Annotated in this window: 16 protein-coding genes and 1 riboswitch; of the genes, 8 read left to right on the top strand and 8 right to left on the bottom strand. The window is 34.2% G+C overall.

The annotated features are described in order from the left end of the window. Window positions 1-588: an L-threonylcarbamoyladenylate synthase gene (locus LV842_RS11820; protein ID WP_317207299.1), complete on the top strand. Its 588-nt coding sequence runs from the start codon at window positions 1-3 to the stop codon at window positions 586-588. Window positions 589-636: 48 nt separating this feature from the next. Here the strand turns inward: LV842_RS11820 and LV842_RS11815 are convergent, their stop codons facing one another. Then, the gene (locus tag LV842_RS11815; protein ID WP_233111662.1) at window positions 637-1,608 is read right to left on the bottom strand and encodes a hypothetical protein; all 972 of its coding nucleotides are present in this window, start codon (window positions 1,606-1,608) and stop codon (window positions 637-639) included. Between the two features lie 135 nt (window positions 1,609-1,743). Between LV842_RS11815 and LV842_RS11810 the strand changes: the two genes are divergently transcribed. Then, window positions 1,744-3,165, top strand: coding sequence for a CCA tRNA nucleotidyltransferase (locus LV842_RS11810; RefSeq protein WP_233111661.1), 1,422 nt, complete (start codon window positions 1,744-1,746; stop codon window positions 3,163-3,165). A 166-nt stretch (window positions 3,166-3,331) separates the two neighbouring features. Here the strand turns inward: LV842_RS11810 and LV842_RS11805 are convergent, their stop codons facing one another. The 3 genes from LV842_RS11805 to LV842_RS11795 all read right to left on the bottom strand — a co-directional run bounded on the left by LV842_RS11805 (window position 3,332) and on the right by LV842_RS11795 (window position 6,944). Beyond that, complete coding sequence (locus LV842_RS11805) at window positions 3,332-4,375, bottom strand: hypothetical protein (protein ID WP_233111660.1); 1,044 nt, start codon at window positions 4,373-4,375, stop codon at window positions 3,332-3,334. 18 nt (window positions 4,376-4,393) lie between these two features. After that, window positions 4,394-6,226 (bottom strand): TonB-dependent receptor plug domain-containing protein, encoded by a 1,833-nt coding sequence (locus LV842_RS11800; RefSeq protein ID WP_233111659.1) that lies wholly within the window; start codon window positions 6,224-6,226, stop codon window positions 4,394-4,396. Between the two features lie 30 nt (window positions 6,227-6,256). After that, a riboswitch (cobalamin riboswitch) is annotated at window positions 6,257-6,433 on the bottom strand. Between the two features lie 28 nt (window positions 6,434-6,461). Next, the gene (locus tag LV842_RS11795; protein WP_233111658.1) at window positions 6,462-6,944 is read right to left on the bottom strand and encodes a cytidine deaminase; all 483 of its coding nucleotides are present in this window, start codon (window positions 6,942-6,944) and stop codon (window positions 6,462-6,464) included. Window positions 6,945-7,047: 103 nt separating this feature from the next. On the opposite strand from LV842_RS11795, the gene namA reads away from it, so the two are divergent. The 5 genes from namA (at window position 7,048) to LV842_RS11770 (ending at window position 10,679) form a co-directional block, all read left to right on the top strand. Continuing rightward, complete coding sequence (namA, locus tag LV842_RS11790) at window positions 7,048-8,100, top strand: NADPH dehydrogenase NamA (RefSeq protein WP_233111657.1); 1,053 nt, start codon at window positions 7,048-7,050, stop codon at window positions 8,098-8,100. A gap of 24 nt (window positions 8,101-8,124) precedes the next feature. Next, the gene (locus tag LV842_RS11785; protein ID WP_233111656.1) at window positions 8,125-8,415 is read left to right on the top strand and encodes a DUF2752 domain-containing protein; all 291 of its coding nucleotides are present in this window, start codon (window positions 8,125-8,127) and stop codon (window positions 8,413-8,415) included. A 24-nt stretch (window positions 8,416-8,439) separates the two neighbouring features. After that, window positions 8,440-8,772, top strand: coding sequence for a CCC motif membrane protein (locus tag LV842_RS11780; protein ID WP_233111655.1), 333 nt, complete (start codon window positions 8,440-8,442; stop codon window positions 8,770-8,772). Window positions 8,773-9,071: 299 nt separating this feature from the next. After that, on the top strand, window positions 9,072-9,476 hold the full coding sequence (tssD, locus tag LV842_RS11775) for a type VI secretion system tube protein TssD (RefSeq protein ID WP_233111654.1): 405 nt from the start codon (window positions 9,072-9,074) through the stop codon (window positions 9,474-9,476). 177 nt (window positions 9,477-9,653) lie between these two features. Further along, window positions 9,654-10,679: an NAD(P)-dependent alcohol dehydrogenase gene (locus tag LV842_RS11770; protein WP_233111653.1), complete on the top strand. Its 1,026-nt coding sequence runs from the start codon at window positions 9,654-9,656 to the stop codon at window positions 10,677-10,679. Between the two features lie 126 nt (window positions 10,680-10,805). On the opposite strand, the gene LV842_RS11765 is transcribed toward LV842_RS11770, so the two are convergent. The 3 genes from LV842_RS11765 to LV842_RS11755 form a co-directional block, all read right to left on the bottom strand. Further along, window positions 10,806-12,599: an endonuclease gene (locus LV842_RS11765; RefSeq protein ID WP_233111652.1), complete on the bottom strand. Its 1,794-nt coding sequence runs from the start codon at window positions 12,597-12,599 to the stop codon at window positions 10,806-10,808. 150 nt (window positions 12,600-12,749) lie between these two features. Next, a complete protein-coding gene (locus tag LV842_RS11760) occupies window positions 12,750-13,274 on the bottom strand; it encodes a DUF4136 domain-containing protein (protein WP_233111651.1) in 525 nt (174 codons plus the stop codon). Window position 13,275: 1 nt separating this feature from the next. Further along, window positions 13,276-13,458: a DUF5522 domain-containing protein gene (locus tag LV842_RS11755; RefSeq protein ID WP_066441318.1), complete on the bottom strand. Its 183-nt coding sequence runs from the start codon at window positions 13,456-13,458 to the stop codon at window positions 13,276-13,278. A gap of 40 nt (window positions 13,459-13,498) precedes the next feature. On the opposite strand from LV842_RS11755, the gene LV842_RS11750 reads away from it, so the two are divergent. Beyond that, window positions 13,499-13,825 carry a hypothetical protein gene (locus LV842_RS11750; RefSeq protein ID WP_233111650.1) on the top strand — a complete coding sequence of 109 codons (327 nt, stop codon included), beginning with the start codon at window positions 13,499-13,501 and terminating at the stop codon, window positions 13,823-13,825. Between the two features lie 6 nt (window positions 13,826-13,831). Here LV842_RS11750 and LV842_RS11745 read toward each other — a convergent pair whose 3' ends face one another. Next, complete coding sequence (locus tag LV842_RS11745) at window positions 13,832-14,443, bottom strand: hypothetical protein (RefSeq protein ID WP_233111649.1); 612 nt, start codon at window positions 14,441-14,443, stop codon at window positions 13,832-13,834. Between the last annotated feature and the right edge of the window lie 50 nt (window positions 14,444-14,493).

Here is a 14,493-nt window from a genome sequence, read left to right as displayed (position 1 = left end):
ATTGCTTCGTCACTTTGTTCCTCGCAAAGACAAAAAACAATGGAAAAAATCATAGATATACTAAAATCTGGCGGAACCATCCTTTATCCAACAGATACAATTTGGGGAATAGGCTGCGACGCAACCAATATAGATGCAGTCAACAAAATTTTTGACATCAAAAAACGTGAGAAAAATAAATCCATGATCATTTTAGTGGAGTCTGAAAAAAGACTGCAGGATTTGGTCGATGTTCCTGAAATGGCGTGGGAAATCATTGATTTAAGTGAAAAACCAGTTACCATCGTTTACGAAAATCCACGAGGTTTGCCAAAAGAACTATTGGCAGAAGACGGAAGTATTGGAATTCGTCTGGTGAAAAATGATTTTTGTAAAAAATTAATTACAAAGTTAAATAAACCATTGGTTTCAACTTCGGCCAATTTTAGTGGAGATAAGAGTCCGTTAAAATTCTCGGATATTTCTGCTGAAATTATTGATCTGGTAGATTATGCAGTAGAAGAAGACAGAGAAAAAGTTTCAAAATATTCGGGTTCTTCTGTAATAAAAATCTGGAGCGATAACAGAATAAAAGTTCTTCGCGAGTAAGATATTAATAAAAAACGCTATTGAATTCAATAGCGTTTCTTTATAAGTTTATTTCAGGTATTTTTGATAAATTTCATCCTTTTCTGTATAAAACTTTAATGCAAATTCTTGATTATCAATGATTTTTATGTAAGATAAATCTGCAGAGGAATTTGCATCAGATTGTTTTCCTCGTAAGAATTCATCATTAGCATCTAAAATAAGCGAAAAGCTGTCTGCATTATAACTGGAGCTTCCTTTAATGATTTTTACAGGAGTATTTGTGGGAGTAATACTGATATTGATGGTATCATCATCCTGTAAAACAATTTTAGATTGGGCATCATATTGTACGATATGAATTTCACCATTTGTTTCATAGCGTATTCTTACGATAGAATTTAAATTGCCCTCTCCTTTAAACACGGATATAATGAAAGCCTGATAAGCGATACCATCGCTTCCAAACCAACCTACAGCATCAAAATACGGTTTGTTGGTATCTTCACTTTTTTTGTCATAAAAGTTTTTAAGAAGACTATACATTTTTTCAGTTCTGAAATAGAATTTGTCGGCTTGATTTTGTCTATCCTGGGTCGACATTGTTGAGTTTTTGTAAACAATTGGATTGGGGGTTGTACTGTTTTTATCAGATTGAGTTCCCGTTATTTTGCTTGTTTTGGAGTCAATTTCATAAATAAATGTATCAGGATTATAGCTTACATCCTTGCCTTTTATAATCTGAACACTCCCGTTTTCTACAGGGAAAAACGAAATTCTTGTATTTCCGTTTTTCAATTTTTCGTAATAACAATCTGCATAAAATTCGACCAGATGTTCATTTCCATCTGTTGTATAAAGAATTCTTATCGTAGAATCTGCACGTCCGTCTTCTCCATGTTTATCAGTCACCATCATTACATTGTATTTCACGCCGGAAGTATCAGTAAAATCTACAAAATCTGTATACTGAACATTTTTGGCTTGAGAAAAAAGAATCGAAAAAGAATACAGGAAAATAAGGAAGAATAGTTTTTTCATGGTCTTAGGTCTTAGTTATCTCATAAAGTTAAGCAAATTTTATAGATATTTTTGTAATTGCTAAAAAATTAATCTAATTACTATCTTTGCAAAAAATTTCATTTTACCATCTGAAATCCTATATCCCGATTAATAATGACAATCAATCTCAATCAAAATAAAAATTTAAAGCTTTTTAAACTCATTTCTGAAGTTGCTCACAACAATAACCAGTCTGTATATATTGTTGGCGGCTATGTTCGGGATTTGTTGATGAAAAGAAAAGCTTCTACGGATATTGATTTTGTGACCGAACAAAGTGGAATTGAGCTGGCCCAAAAAGTAGGAAAAGAAATCGATCCCAAGACGAAGGTTTCCGTTTTTAAAACTTACGGAACAGCAATGATTAAATATAAGGATCTTGAATTGGAGTTTGTAGGAGCAAGAAAAGAAAGTTATTCCGAAGACAGCCGTAAACCTGATGTGGAAGGCGGAACCATTGAAGATGATCAAAAGAGAAGAGATTTTACAGTAAATGCAATGGCAATTTCTCTCAATAAAGATAATTTCGGAGAATTAATTGATCCTTTTAACGGAATTGGTGACCTTGAAAAAGGGATTTTAAGAACCCCTTTGGAACCCGCTCAAACGTATTCCGATGATCCGTTAAGAATGATGAGAGCAATTCGTTTTGCATCAACATTACAATTTCAGATTGAAGAAAAATCTTTGGAAGCCATAAAGCAGGAAGCAGAAAGAATCAAGATTGTTTCTATGGAAAGAATCATGGTTGAATTTAATAAAATTATGCTTTCTCAAAAACCGTCAATAGGGTTGAAGCTCATGGAACAAACAGGTTTAATGAAGCTGATTATTCCTGAATTAATCGATTTGAAAGGAGTAGAGGAAGTGGAAGGGCAGACTCATAAAGACAACTTTTATCACACTTTAGAAGTTGTTGACAATATCTCTGAAAATACGGACAATTTATGGCTTCGTTGGTCAGCATTGCTACATGATATCGGAAAAGCACCGACAAAAAAATTCGTTGAAGGAACAGGTTGGACTTTCCATGGACATGAGTTTTTGGGTTCGAAAATGGTAAAAATTTTGTTCCAGAGACTGAAGTTGCCATTAGGAGCTGATATGAAATATGTTCAGAAGATGGTGAAGCTATCATCTCGCCCTATCGCTTTAATAACAGACGATGCTTCGGATTCTGCATTGAGAAGATTATTGTTTGATGCAGGAGAAAATATGGAAGACTTGTTTACACTTTGTAAAGCTGATATCACTACAAAAAACTCTAAAAAACAAGAGAAATTCAAGAGGAATTTCGAATATGTTGCGGTTAAAATTAAAGAAGTAGAGGAAAAAGATCAGGTAAGGAACTTTCAGCCACCTATTTCAGGAGAAGAGATTATGGCGATGTTTAATCTAAAACCTGGTAGGGAAATAGGAATTTTAAAAGAAAAAGTGAAAGAAGCGATCCTGGAAGGCGAAATTGGAAATGATAGTGAAGAAGCAAGAAGTTTTGTGATTGCAGAAGCTGAGAAACTGGGATTAACTTTAGCTTAAAAAAAGCATTTAGAATAAATTATAAAGCAATGGATTTTTTAATCTGTTGCTTTTTTTGATATAAAAAAAATCCGGTCGGTTTCGAAGAAACCGACCGGACAACATAATGTAAAAAAATAAAAAGTATTTTATCTTTTTCCTTTTTATTATTGGGGGAAATAAGTTTTTAGTTTAGATAAAATCCGTTAGCTCCTTTTCCTGCAGTAAAGCTTCCAATTTTACTTCCTGACGTTGTATATACTGTAATTTCACTGTCTTGCGTGAAGCTTTTCACATCAGAGGTAAAGATTCTGCCATTTAAAACACTGAATCCATACAATGTATAATATTGACCTCCGTCTACAGCAGTTATAATTGGAGCTGTAGGAGTAGTTGTTGCAGTCATATCCATAGCGTAAATCTTATTTGCTGAAGAGAAATAAAACTTACCACCATCTACTTCAAGGTTAGTAGCATTGGCAATTCCTGTTAAAGTGGTTGTTTTTACAATGTTTCCAGTGCTTGAAATCTGATAAATATATGAATCTGTAGTTCCTGAAGTAATTACATATACATTAGTGCCGTTAGAAATTGTTTTGTTGATATTTCCACTTGTTAATGCAATCGGTTGCCCGTCTATTTCGTTGGTTGTAGTATTGATTTTAGTAATTGTATTTCCAAAACCATAGCTTGCATTTTGTACAAAGATATTTCCGCCTGCTTCTACAATTCTTTCAACAGTAGTTGTAAACATAATTTTCTTTACAAAAGACAGGGTATTCGCATTGTATACACTTACATATTTGTCTCCATTGTAAGTATCATTCGTTACATAGATATAGTTTTTTGCAAAAGCCATATAACGAGGGCTTTTAATCTGCTCAGTAATTTCAGCTGCTTTTTTGAAAGTATATCGGTTTACAACCTGGATTTTATTAGAGTTGTTCAAAAGTAGGTAAGCGCCGTTACCGTTGAAACCAATCGTTTGTAATACATCTCCAAGGTTCTCTCCGTTATTGTTAGCAGAGTAGATTTTATCTTGTTTGGCACTGAAGTTTGATGTTACATAAGTTACATCTGCATTCGGAGTTCCGAAGTTTCCTTCGTTTGCAATCAATACACCATTTCCGTAGAACATTTCCTGAGCAGTCTCACTGCTGTCTGAGCTACATGAGATATTGAAAAGGAGTGCAAACGCAAACAAAATTTGCAAAAGTTTAGTTATTTTCATTTTCTGAATTTATTTAATTTAAAAATTTATACTTGCATAGATGCTGTAATTCCTTTGTGGTAAAGGATAATATGCTACTGTTTTATAAACTGTGTTTAAAATATTATTGACCTTAAATCCTAAGGTGTATTTTTTTGCGATTGTACCTGCGACTCCTGCATTTAAAACAAAATAAGGATCTAATGCATCGCTCCTTTTTTCATCAGTTGTGGTATAAGTGAGTCCGTTAAACATTCCTTGTGCAAAAAATTTTATGAAATCATATTCATAATCAAGATTTCCAACCGCTTTATGCAGAGGAACATACATCAGTTGCTTTTTCGTTTCCTGATTAATTGATTTTGAATAGGTATAACCTGCATTTAATGTAAAATGGTGTTTCCCAAAGTTTTTAGCAAAAGTAAGATGAGATTCTAACCCATACAATTTTACTTTGTAAGTATTGAAAGCTGACCAATAGCCATAAACGGTAGGAAGCCAGCTTATATAATCCGTAATATCCATATAATACGGACTTAGAACAACTTTAAAATTTCCGGCACTGAATTCGTGATCCATATCCAGATTAGTGGAAGTTTCCGGCCTTAGTCCAAGATTTCCGCCCGGTTGCCAATAAAGATCGTTGAATGAAGGATATTTAAAGTTTTTTGAAACATTTAATCCTACATTATACCATGATAAAGGATGCCATTTTCCTGAAAAAGAATACAGAACGGGAGAAGTAATATCTTCTACAAAGTCTTTTTTTACTCCGGCTTCAAAACGAAGATCTTTAGTAGTGAAATATCTTAAAATACCTGAAACAGAACCGATATTTCTGCTTACATTTCCAATTCCGGAACTATAACCTTCCCCTTTATTGATCTGAAATTCTCCAATAATATTAAAATTGATTTTCGGAGTGATGAAATAATTAAAATCGTTTTTAAAAATATAATTTTTTCCTTCAGCTCCGCTGGATTTTGGCTTGTCAATATCACCAAAATACTGGAAATTATCTTCGGTATAAGCTGCTTTGAGACTATTGGCGAAATTATTCTGGTTAATATCCCATGCAATCAAACTTCTTAAAGTCTGTGCATTGTATTTTGTTTTATTTCCGTTTTCTACAAAAATCGGGTAATGCTGAACACCGTCATACATTTGATTTTGCCACGAAATCGTTTGGTGGCTTGCAATTTTATAAGAAGCACCTATATTGATGGTTGTATTGTGGTACTTTCCGTTTCTGTTGAGGTAAGTATTTCCTTTATCCTTTACTTCATAATCGTTTTCACTGATCGAATAATTTCCTGAAGCTTTAAAACTGAACTTATCATTGCTGAATGATGCTTTTACAAAATTATTGTAGGTATTGAAAGAGGCTGCTTCGGAATAAAGAGAAGCGCCAAATCCTTTGTTAAACTCAAGGTTATTATTTAAGTGAATACTTCCGCCAATGGCAGAACTTCCATATAAGACACTTCCACCTCCTGCTTTTATTTCTAATTGATCATATCCGAATAAAGCAATGTTATTCACATCACCTTGTCCTAAAAAATTTGAATTGATATTGATTCCGTTCCATACAAAAGCAGTGTGCCCCGCGCTTGTTCCTCTGAAAGAAGGGGAAGAAACGGCACCACGACCATTTTCTTTAATATAAATTTGAGACTGAAACCGTAAAAGCTCGGAAAGATTGGTAGGATTTTTTTCTACATCTTTTTGAGTTAGAGTATTGACTTTATGAAAGAGTTTTACTCTATTCATTTGATTGTCAAAAATGTAAACAGTATCTATGCTTTTCTCTTGTGCTAAAAGAAAAGAACCGTATGATGAAAAAAGTAATACTAAAGATCTTTTTATATCCATATTATTGTACTTTTCCTCCGAAAGTAATATGTTTTAATTATCATTTTGGCAGGTCTCCTGACTTTCGCTTTTCTATGCCTTCCCGTTGTTGCAGTGGCTATTTATAGAAAATGATAGTTGCGATTTACAGTTGCGGGGACAGTTTGAGGATTTCACTCAATTCCCTATTAATTCCAATAGCTGGAAACCAAAATTTTTTGCAAATATAGTTTTTTATAAGTTATTAACAATTGTATTATAAGAAAGTTCCGTCAAAAGAAAACGGTAGAAGATCTTTAATAGAATGTACTTTTATCGTCTCTTCATTCAGATTTGCAAAATAAAGATCAATATTCTCATTCTGCTTTGTTTCATATTCTATGATGCTTTGGCGGCAAGATCCACAAGGCGGAATAGGCGGATTTTTTTCAGAAAACTCTTTTGGACCTCCTACAATGAATATTTTTTTTATTTTTTCATTCGGAAAATTGGCAGCAACCCAGTAAAGAGTCGTTCTTTCTGCACAAAGACCGGAAGGAAAAGCTGCATTTTCCTGATTGTTGCCGGAAAAGATGCTTCCATTTTCTAAAAGAATAGCACATCCTACAAAAAAATTAGAGTAGGGAGCATAGGCTTTTTCCCTTGCCAGTTTAGCTTTTTCAAACAGCTCTTGTTCTATTTCACTCAGCTCTGTGCCGTTTTTGAAATGTTCATATTGTATATGTATATCTTTTCTCATATCTTTTTAAAAAAGGGGGATAAAATTAACCCTTTTTTGTAACGTGGACAACATATTTTGCTAAGACTAAATTTGTAATTTTAAAACTTGTAAAAAATAGACAATGTTATATTCACCAATACAATTTAGAAATGTAGAGTTAAAAAATCGTTGGGTAATGTCGCCAATGTGTATGTATTCTTGCGAAAACGGATTAGCCAATGATTTTCACTTTGTGCATTATGGAAGTCGTGCACAGGGAGGAACAGGACTTATTATCGTGGAAGCGACAGGAGTGGAACCTCGTGGAAGAATCACCAACCATTGCATGGGAATCTGGAATGACGAACAGGCAGAAAAACTGAAGAAAATTGTTGATTTTGTACATCAGCACTCTGAAAGTAAAATCGGGATTCAGCTTGCTCACGCAGGAAGAAAAGGGTCTACATGGAATAATATTCAGATTCCTGTGGAAGAAGGATGGGAAACAGTAGCTCCAAGTCCTATCCCGTATCATCCTACAGAAAGGATTCCTCATGTTTTAACAGCAGCTGAAATTAAAGAACAGGTTCAGAATTTCAAAAAAGCAGCAAAAAGGGCAGTCGAAGCTGGTTTTGATGTGATTGAGATTCATGGAGCTCATGGTTACTTGGTTCATCAGTTTTTATCACCACTTTCTAATATCAGAACTGATGAATATGGCGGGAGTTTCGAAAACAGAATCCGGTTTTTACTGGAAATTGTAGATGCTGTAAATGAAGAATTGAATGAAAATACAGGTTTGTTTGTAAGGATCTCCGGAACAGAATATGCTGAAAACGGCTGGAATATTGAACATAGTGTAGAATTAGCAAAAATATTAAAGAATCATAGGGTAGATCTTATTGATGTTTCAAGCGGAGGAAATATTCATGGAGCAAAAATTTCTGTTTTTGACGGTTATCAGGTGCCATTTGCGTCTGAAGTAAAAAATAAAGCAGAAGTAAAAACCGGAGCAGTAGGTTTGATTACTAAAATAAAACAGGCCGAAGATATTTTGCAAAAAGGAGATGCCGATCTTATATTTGTGGCAAGAGAAATTCTCAGAAATCCATATATTGCGGTACAAGGATCGTTTGATATGAACGAAGAATCTTTTTTTCCGCATCAGTATTTGAGGGCGAAAATTTCTTCTTAATTTAGAGCACCCAAAAAATAGAATATGAAAATTGAAGACTTTATGCTGCCTTGTCCCAGTAAAAAATTTCTAGGAATAGAGTGTTTTGGCTGTGGAACTCAAAGAGCAATCGTAATGGTTTTTGAAGGAAGATTTGCAGAGGCTTTTCATATGTTTCCTGCAGTATATACCTTACTTCTTTTTTTTGGTGTGGTAGGAATCAACTTTATCGACAAGAAAAGAAATTATGGAAACCTCATTGTTTTTTTGGCGATTGTTAATTCAGTAATCATGGTGATTGCTTATTTTTACAAACATTTTTTTATTTATATATAATACACAAACATTAAAATTTTAACTATGAATCAACAAAAATTACCCAATGCTACGGCAGTACTTGTTTTAGGAATTGTATCAATTGTCGGATGTTGCTGCTACGGAATCGTGGGAGTGATTACAGGAATTATAGGATTGTCACTTTACAAAAAAGATAATGCACTATATCAGCAAAATCCGGATTTATATTCTGACTACAGCAATTTGAATACAGGAAGAATCTTATGTATTATAGGTCTTATTCTAAGCTCGTTAAACCTAATCGCTAATGTTGTAATGATTGCAATGTTTGGTTGGGAAGGAATGTCGGATCCTCAGATGATTCAGGAAAGAATGAGAGATATGATGGGGAAATAATTCATTCCATATATAGAAAATAGAAGACCACAATTTGTGGTCTTTTTTTGTGAAAGTACTATTCAGAAAGCTTTTGTAAAATAGTGTTTTCTAATTTGTTTGATCTTCAAGATCGTCATATGGGAATTCCCGTAATAGCAGAAATAAGTATAGAGTCGTAGAATTACTACAAGAAATCGTAGAACTACTACAAAATATGAAATTAGTGTTTAAAAGTTTTTAAGATTAAATTGAGGAATATATCTTTGTCTCACATTAATCACCAAATCACGAAATATTAACGATTAAAATTTATTATCATGGCAGCAAATTCAAGAGGGATTTTAAAATTCAACGGAGGAGAAGGTCAAAAACTGTTAAAGTTGAACTACAGTGTATCCAGATCTACAGACGTTTCAGGTAGAGTCGCTTCAGATCCTTCTAATGCAATCATTAAACTTACTGTAGAAGCAACAGAAAAATCTGATATTCTGGAAAGCTTACTGAACGGAAAATATAAACCAACCAGTGGAGAAATTACATTCAACAAATCTCACGAAGAAGGAACATTGATTACTTTAAATTGGGAAAACGGATATGTAATTCAGCATGAAGTAGATTTTGACGCTGTAGATGAAAACTCTATGCTGATTAGTTTTACGATAAGTGCAGAGAAGATCAACTATGGTAACTCTGCTTATGAAGGACTTTGGCCTTCAGCTTAAACATTTTTATACACGTACACACCACATCACTATTCATAAAGAAAGGCTGTCTATTTTTAGACGGTCTTTTTTATTGCAGAAAAACGATCATACTTTTATGATAACTTTAAGATAAATAAAAACGACCGGCAGTTAGATTATGGCTAAATTGAAGTGTAATTTTCAAAAAATAATTTTATGAAAGCAGTACGTTTTTTTGGACACAAAGATGTCCGTGTGGTAAACGATATGGAAAAACCAACCCCGAAAGGTGAGGAAGTTTTGTTGAAGATTGGTGGAGCGGGAGTTTGTCATTCAGACTTGCATATTATTGATGAAGGTACAGTTGGAGGAAGTGTTTTTACACTGGGGCATGAAAATGCAGGCTGGATTGAGGAAGTCGGCGAAAGTGTAAAAGGGTATAAAAAAGGGGATGCCGTGCTAGTTTACGGACCATGGGGATGCGGACATTGTAAACCATGTCAGCAATCGAAGGAAAATTATTGTGATCATCAGTCTGAAATGGTTTATGGAGGAGGACTGGGATTAAATGGCGGAATGGCAGATTATATGCTGGTTCCTTCATCAAGACTTTTAGTTCCTATTTTTGATTTGGATCCGGTGATTGCAGCTCCGTTAACAGATGCGGCTTTAACTCCATATTCCGCAATAAAACGTTCTTTACATAAATTAATGGCTGATGAATTTGTTGTGGTAATCGGAGTGGGAGGTCTTGGTCATGTTGCTTTACAGATTTTAAGAGAAATTAGCGGTGCAACCATTATTGCCTGTGATGTTACAGAAGAAAAGCTGTCTTTCGCAAAAGAATTAGGAGCGGCTTATACAATCAATTCTAAAGATGCAGATGCAGCCGAGCAAATTCAAAAAATTACAGGAATTAAAAAAGCAAAAGTAATTCTTGATTTTGTAGGAGCGACTTCTACCATTGAATTAGGAACTAAAGTGGTGAGTCTTGATGGTGATTTAACGATTGTCGGATTAGGAGGCGGACATTATCAATACACTATGAATGGGCTTCCGTTTGGGGTAAGCATGACGAATCCTTATTGGGGTTCAAAAACTGAATTGATGGAAGTGGTAGGCTTAGCAAGACAAAAGAAAATTCATATAGAAATTGAAAAGTATAAATTAGATGAAGCTAATGAAGTGTACGAGAGAATGCGACAAGGAAAAATAAAAAGAAGAGCCGTTTTGATTCCCTAAACTTAAAATAAAAATCCTTCTCTCAAACGAAAGAAGGATTTTTTTATCATCTTTGAAATCGAAATAATCAAGCTAAGAGTTTCAGGATTAAAAACTTTCAGCTCCCATCATCCCGCTTCCAGATTACTATTTCACGATAAACTTCAATGTAGTAGCATTCAGTTTTAAAATATAAATTCCCTGTTCGAGATTTTTAATTTTAATTGAATTTCTGTTATTTTTAAAAGGCTGATTGATGGTTTGCATTAACTTACCCTGAAGATTATAAATTTCTGCTTTTTGAATACTTTCCGTTTCACCTGTTACAAAAATTTCCTGATTAGAAACAGGATTCTGAGAGATCTGTAAAGAATTGTTTTCTTTTGATAGCGTTGATGTACTATTTGCCATTCTTGAAGTTCCACCATAGCAGGTCCAATTTAAATTATCAATGGCCACTCGGTCGCTGGCTGAGTTATTTACCAAACTTACCGTCACATTTCCGGAAGTATTGATATTGTTGATGGTCGTTGTTGTAGCTGTTGTATTATAAGGAACAGTTCCTACAGTAACACCGTTTACCTGAACATTGAAAGTTCCGTTACTGCCTGAAAATTTCAGTTGAGTCGTTACAGTTAAAGAACCGATTCCATTGGCAGATGTACTTGATGTTAAAGAACCATCTCTTACAGTAATTGCTTTAGTGGAAATGGTTTGGTCTGTTCTTGCATCAGTAGCAGTCCATGTAATTCCGCCATTAGTCCACGTTCTTGTTAAATAGGATGAGGTGCTTGAAGTGGGAATGGTTTCAAAAGTTTCATTCACACAATTAGTAGGTGGAGTTACAGTTCCAGTTGTGGTTCCTGAAACGGTTGAGCTGTTTGAAGAAGAATTTCCTGCTGCATCTTTGGCTACAATATAAAAACTGTATGTGGTAGAAGCGGATAATCCGGATATTGTTGTTGAAGTGGAACTTACCGTAGTTTTAAGACTTCCGTTCATATAAACATTGTAAGAAGTTACCCCTACATTATCTGTTGAAGCATTCCACGCAAGAGAAATACTGCTTGAAGTAGTTCCTGAAACAGTTAATCCGTTAACAGTTGTTGGAGCTTGTGTGTCTGTAGCAGATTGCTGGGATCCCCAAATTAAATCCACATATCCGGGATTGTCAATAAAAGGATTTCTGTTTCCCTGGAAAGTATAGGAAGCATTATTTCTGTTAATTTCAGCCTGAGAAACAGGATCTTGGTTATGCCAAGCCAATAAAACATTCAACTCCCAAGTTTGTAATCCGGGATAAGCTGAGCTTCCCAACATATTTCCTGAAGAGAAAGTTGAAAGCTTACTTTGGTAGCGAGTAACAAAATAGAAAATCATTCTTGCAACATCTCCTTTAAATTCATTAATAGGCTCAAAAACCGTTCCTGCATATCCTGAAGAAGTAGAATTTCCAAGCTTTGAGCCGTTTTTAGAAGTAAAAGTGGCGGTTCCTACTTTTCCAAAAGGATAATTGGATCTCATACCGTTTACTTTTCCGTCGGTAGCTCTAATGAAATGAATATCGGAAACCATAGGAGAGGCCTCGCTGAATAAGCTTTGAGGAACAATATGCTCTCTATTGTAGCAGTTTCCTTCTACAGAATAAGTGCCGCATTGGTTGGTTCCGGGAGTATATTTATAAGGATCTGTTCCGGTTGGGTTTTCAGAATAAATATCTAGAATAGAACCGTCGTTTTCGTAATTTTTATCGATGTCTGTAGTTTTATAACCCGTCCAAAGACCGCTGTATCCCTTGTCCTGATGACCATTTGTGATAATAGTACTTAAGGCTGTTTTAAGATTGGCACCGGTGAGTCCATTGGCAGAATTGTAATATCCGGAAGGCGCTTGAGCATTTACCAGACTGGCAAAGCCTAGAAAGAAAAGAATCTTTTTCATAAAATTTATTTTTTGTAAGGTTAATACAATTTTATGAATAAAAAATTAAGCTACTATTAAATTTCAATGTGAATTCATAACTTTCTATCGCAACAAAAAAGTCAACGCAAATCTGCATTGACTTTTATATATATTTGATTAATCTATCCTTTATTTTTGTGGAGGGTAATTTTTCATAATTTCCGCCATAATTTCCGGAATCTGTCTTTGTTTAGCTTTTGGAGAATCTACAGAAATTCCGCTTCCGATTCCTTGCCAAACCAATTTATTTGATTTTGAATCTACCAGATCTACAATAATCGCTCCTTCATTATAATTGCTGGTCCAGGTTCTGCTCATTCCAACTCCCCAACCAAAAGGTCCTCCCCAACCATACATTCCGTAAGGAGAATTGTTGGTGATATCAGTAATCTTTTTGTGATTAGCTTTTACATTTACGATTAAATCAGGATTTTCTCCAGATTGAAGACCTTTACTTTGAAGTTGTCTTGATAGTTCATTCAAAACACGGTCTTTATCGATATCATTCAATTTCAGATCATCAATTCTTATTTTATAGGTTTTATAAGAAGTGAAGTTGGCAGTTTCGGCATAATCAGAACGTACTTGAAAAGGACTACACGATGTTAATCCCAAAGCAGCCGAGGCTAACAAAATAAAAATATATTTTTTCATTTTATTTATTTTTTTTATCGTTTTTAATGAATGTATCGGTCTTTTTATCGTATCCGTAAGGACAATGTCTACAACCGCTTTTACAGCAATATCCTCTTTTCAGATGAAATTTTTCCGTAAAAACCTTGTACCCTTGCTCGTTGTAGTAAAAATCTTCACCTTCTTTGATGTCAAAAAGTGCCATAAGTTAAATCTCTAAGTCAAAAAACTTTATATTTGTTATTATGATAATTGTATGCCAAAAGCCTTTAAAAAGATTAAAAATTAACGGCATTACCCTCTTTCCCTTTATTTTCATTAGGAAATCCGAAGATAGGGAAAATAAAATACTTATCAATCATGAAAAAATCCATTTAAAACAACAAATGGAGCTGCTGGTTATTTTCTTCTATTTTTTTTACGTTATCGAATATTATTACTGGTTAATAAAGCTGAAAAACAAACATTTGGCTTACCGAAGAATCTCATTTGAAAGAGAAGCTTACACTCATGAATCGGATTTAGAATATCTCAAAAAAAGGAAATTCTGGGGTTTCTGGAAATACCGATAAACTGCCTTATTTTTGATTTTCCCATTCCTTATCAAAGTCTTTTTGGTTTTTTCGAGGTTCAAAATAACTGTCATTATTTCTTTGAATATCATAGGCAATTGCTTTATTGATAAGTATATTTAAATCAGGAATAATCCAGTCCGGAGAACCTTTCTTTTCTTGTCCGTTGGTAAAAACTTTTACTGCTTTTCCGTCTTTCATTTCAACTTTCATAAGAAGACATGGACCTAAATAAGCTGAGCAGGTATAACCTGTGTATACTTTTTTGGCAACAGTTCCGTCATTGAAAATGATATTTAATTCAAGATAATTTCTTGGTTGGGCAGATTTTACCCCATCACGAGCGTAGCTTTCAATAGATTGGATGGATTTTAAGTAATCGATTGTATTTTGTCTTGCCTCGGGAATATAGCCGGGATGCATAGTACTTTGGGTATGATTCTCAATTTCCTGCTCAATTTGTTTGTTGAACATATTGATGATTTTATCATTTTGCTGATCAGGAACATCAAATTTTGATGGTCGGGTAAATAAATCTCCAAAAAAGATATAAAAAATCCCTGCTGCAAAAATGATAATGAGGAGCGAAGAGGTAAAGGTTATGGCAGGTTTTTTCATAATTTTAATTGTTTTTAGCTTTTGTTTAACTAATTTATAAATTATCATTT

Source organism: Chryseobacterium gwangjuense, from assembly GCF_021311115.1.
GTDB lineage: Bacteria > Bacteroidota > Bacteroidia > Flavobacteriales > Weeksellaceae > Chryseobacterium > Chryseobacterium gwangjuense.
The sequence above is the reverse complement of the archived record's forward strand: the minus strand, read 5'-3'. Positions and strand labels throughout refer to the sequence as shown.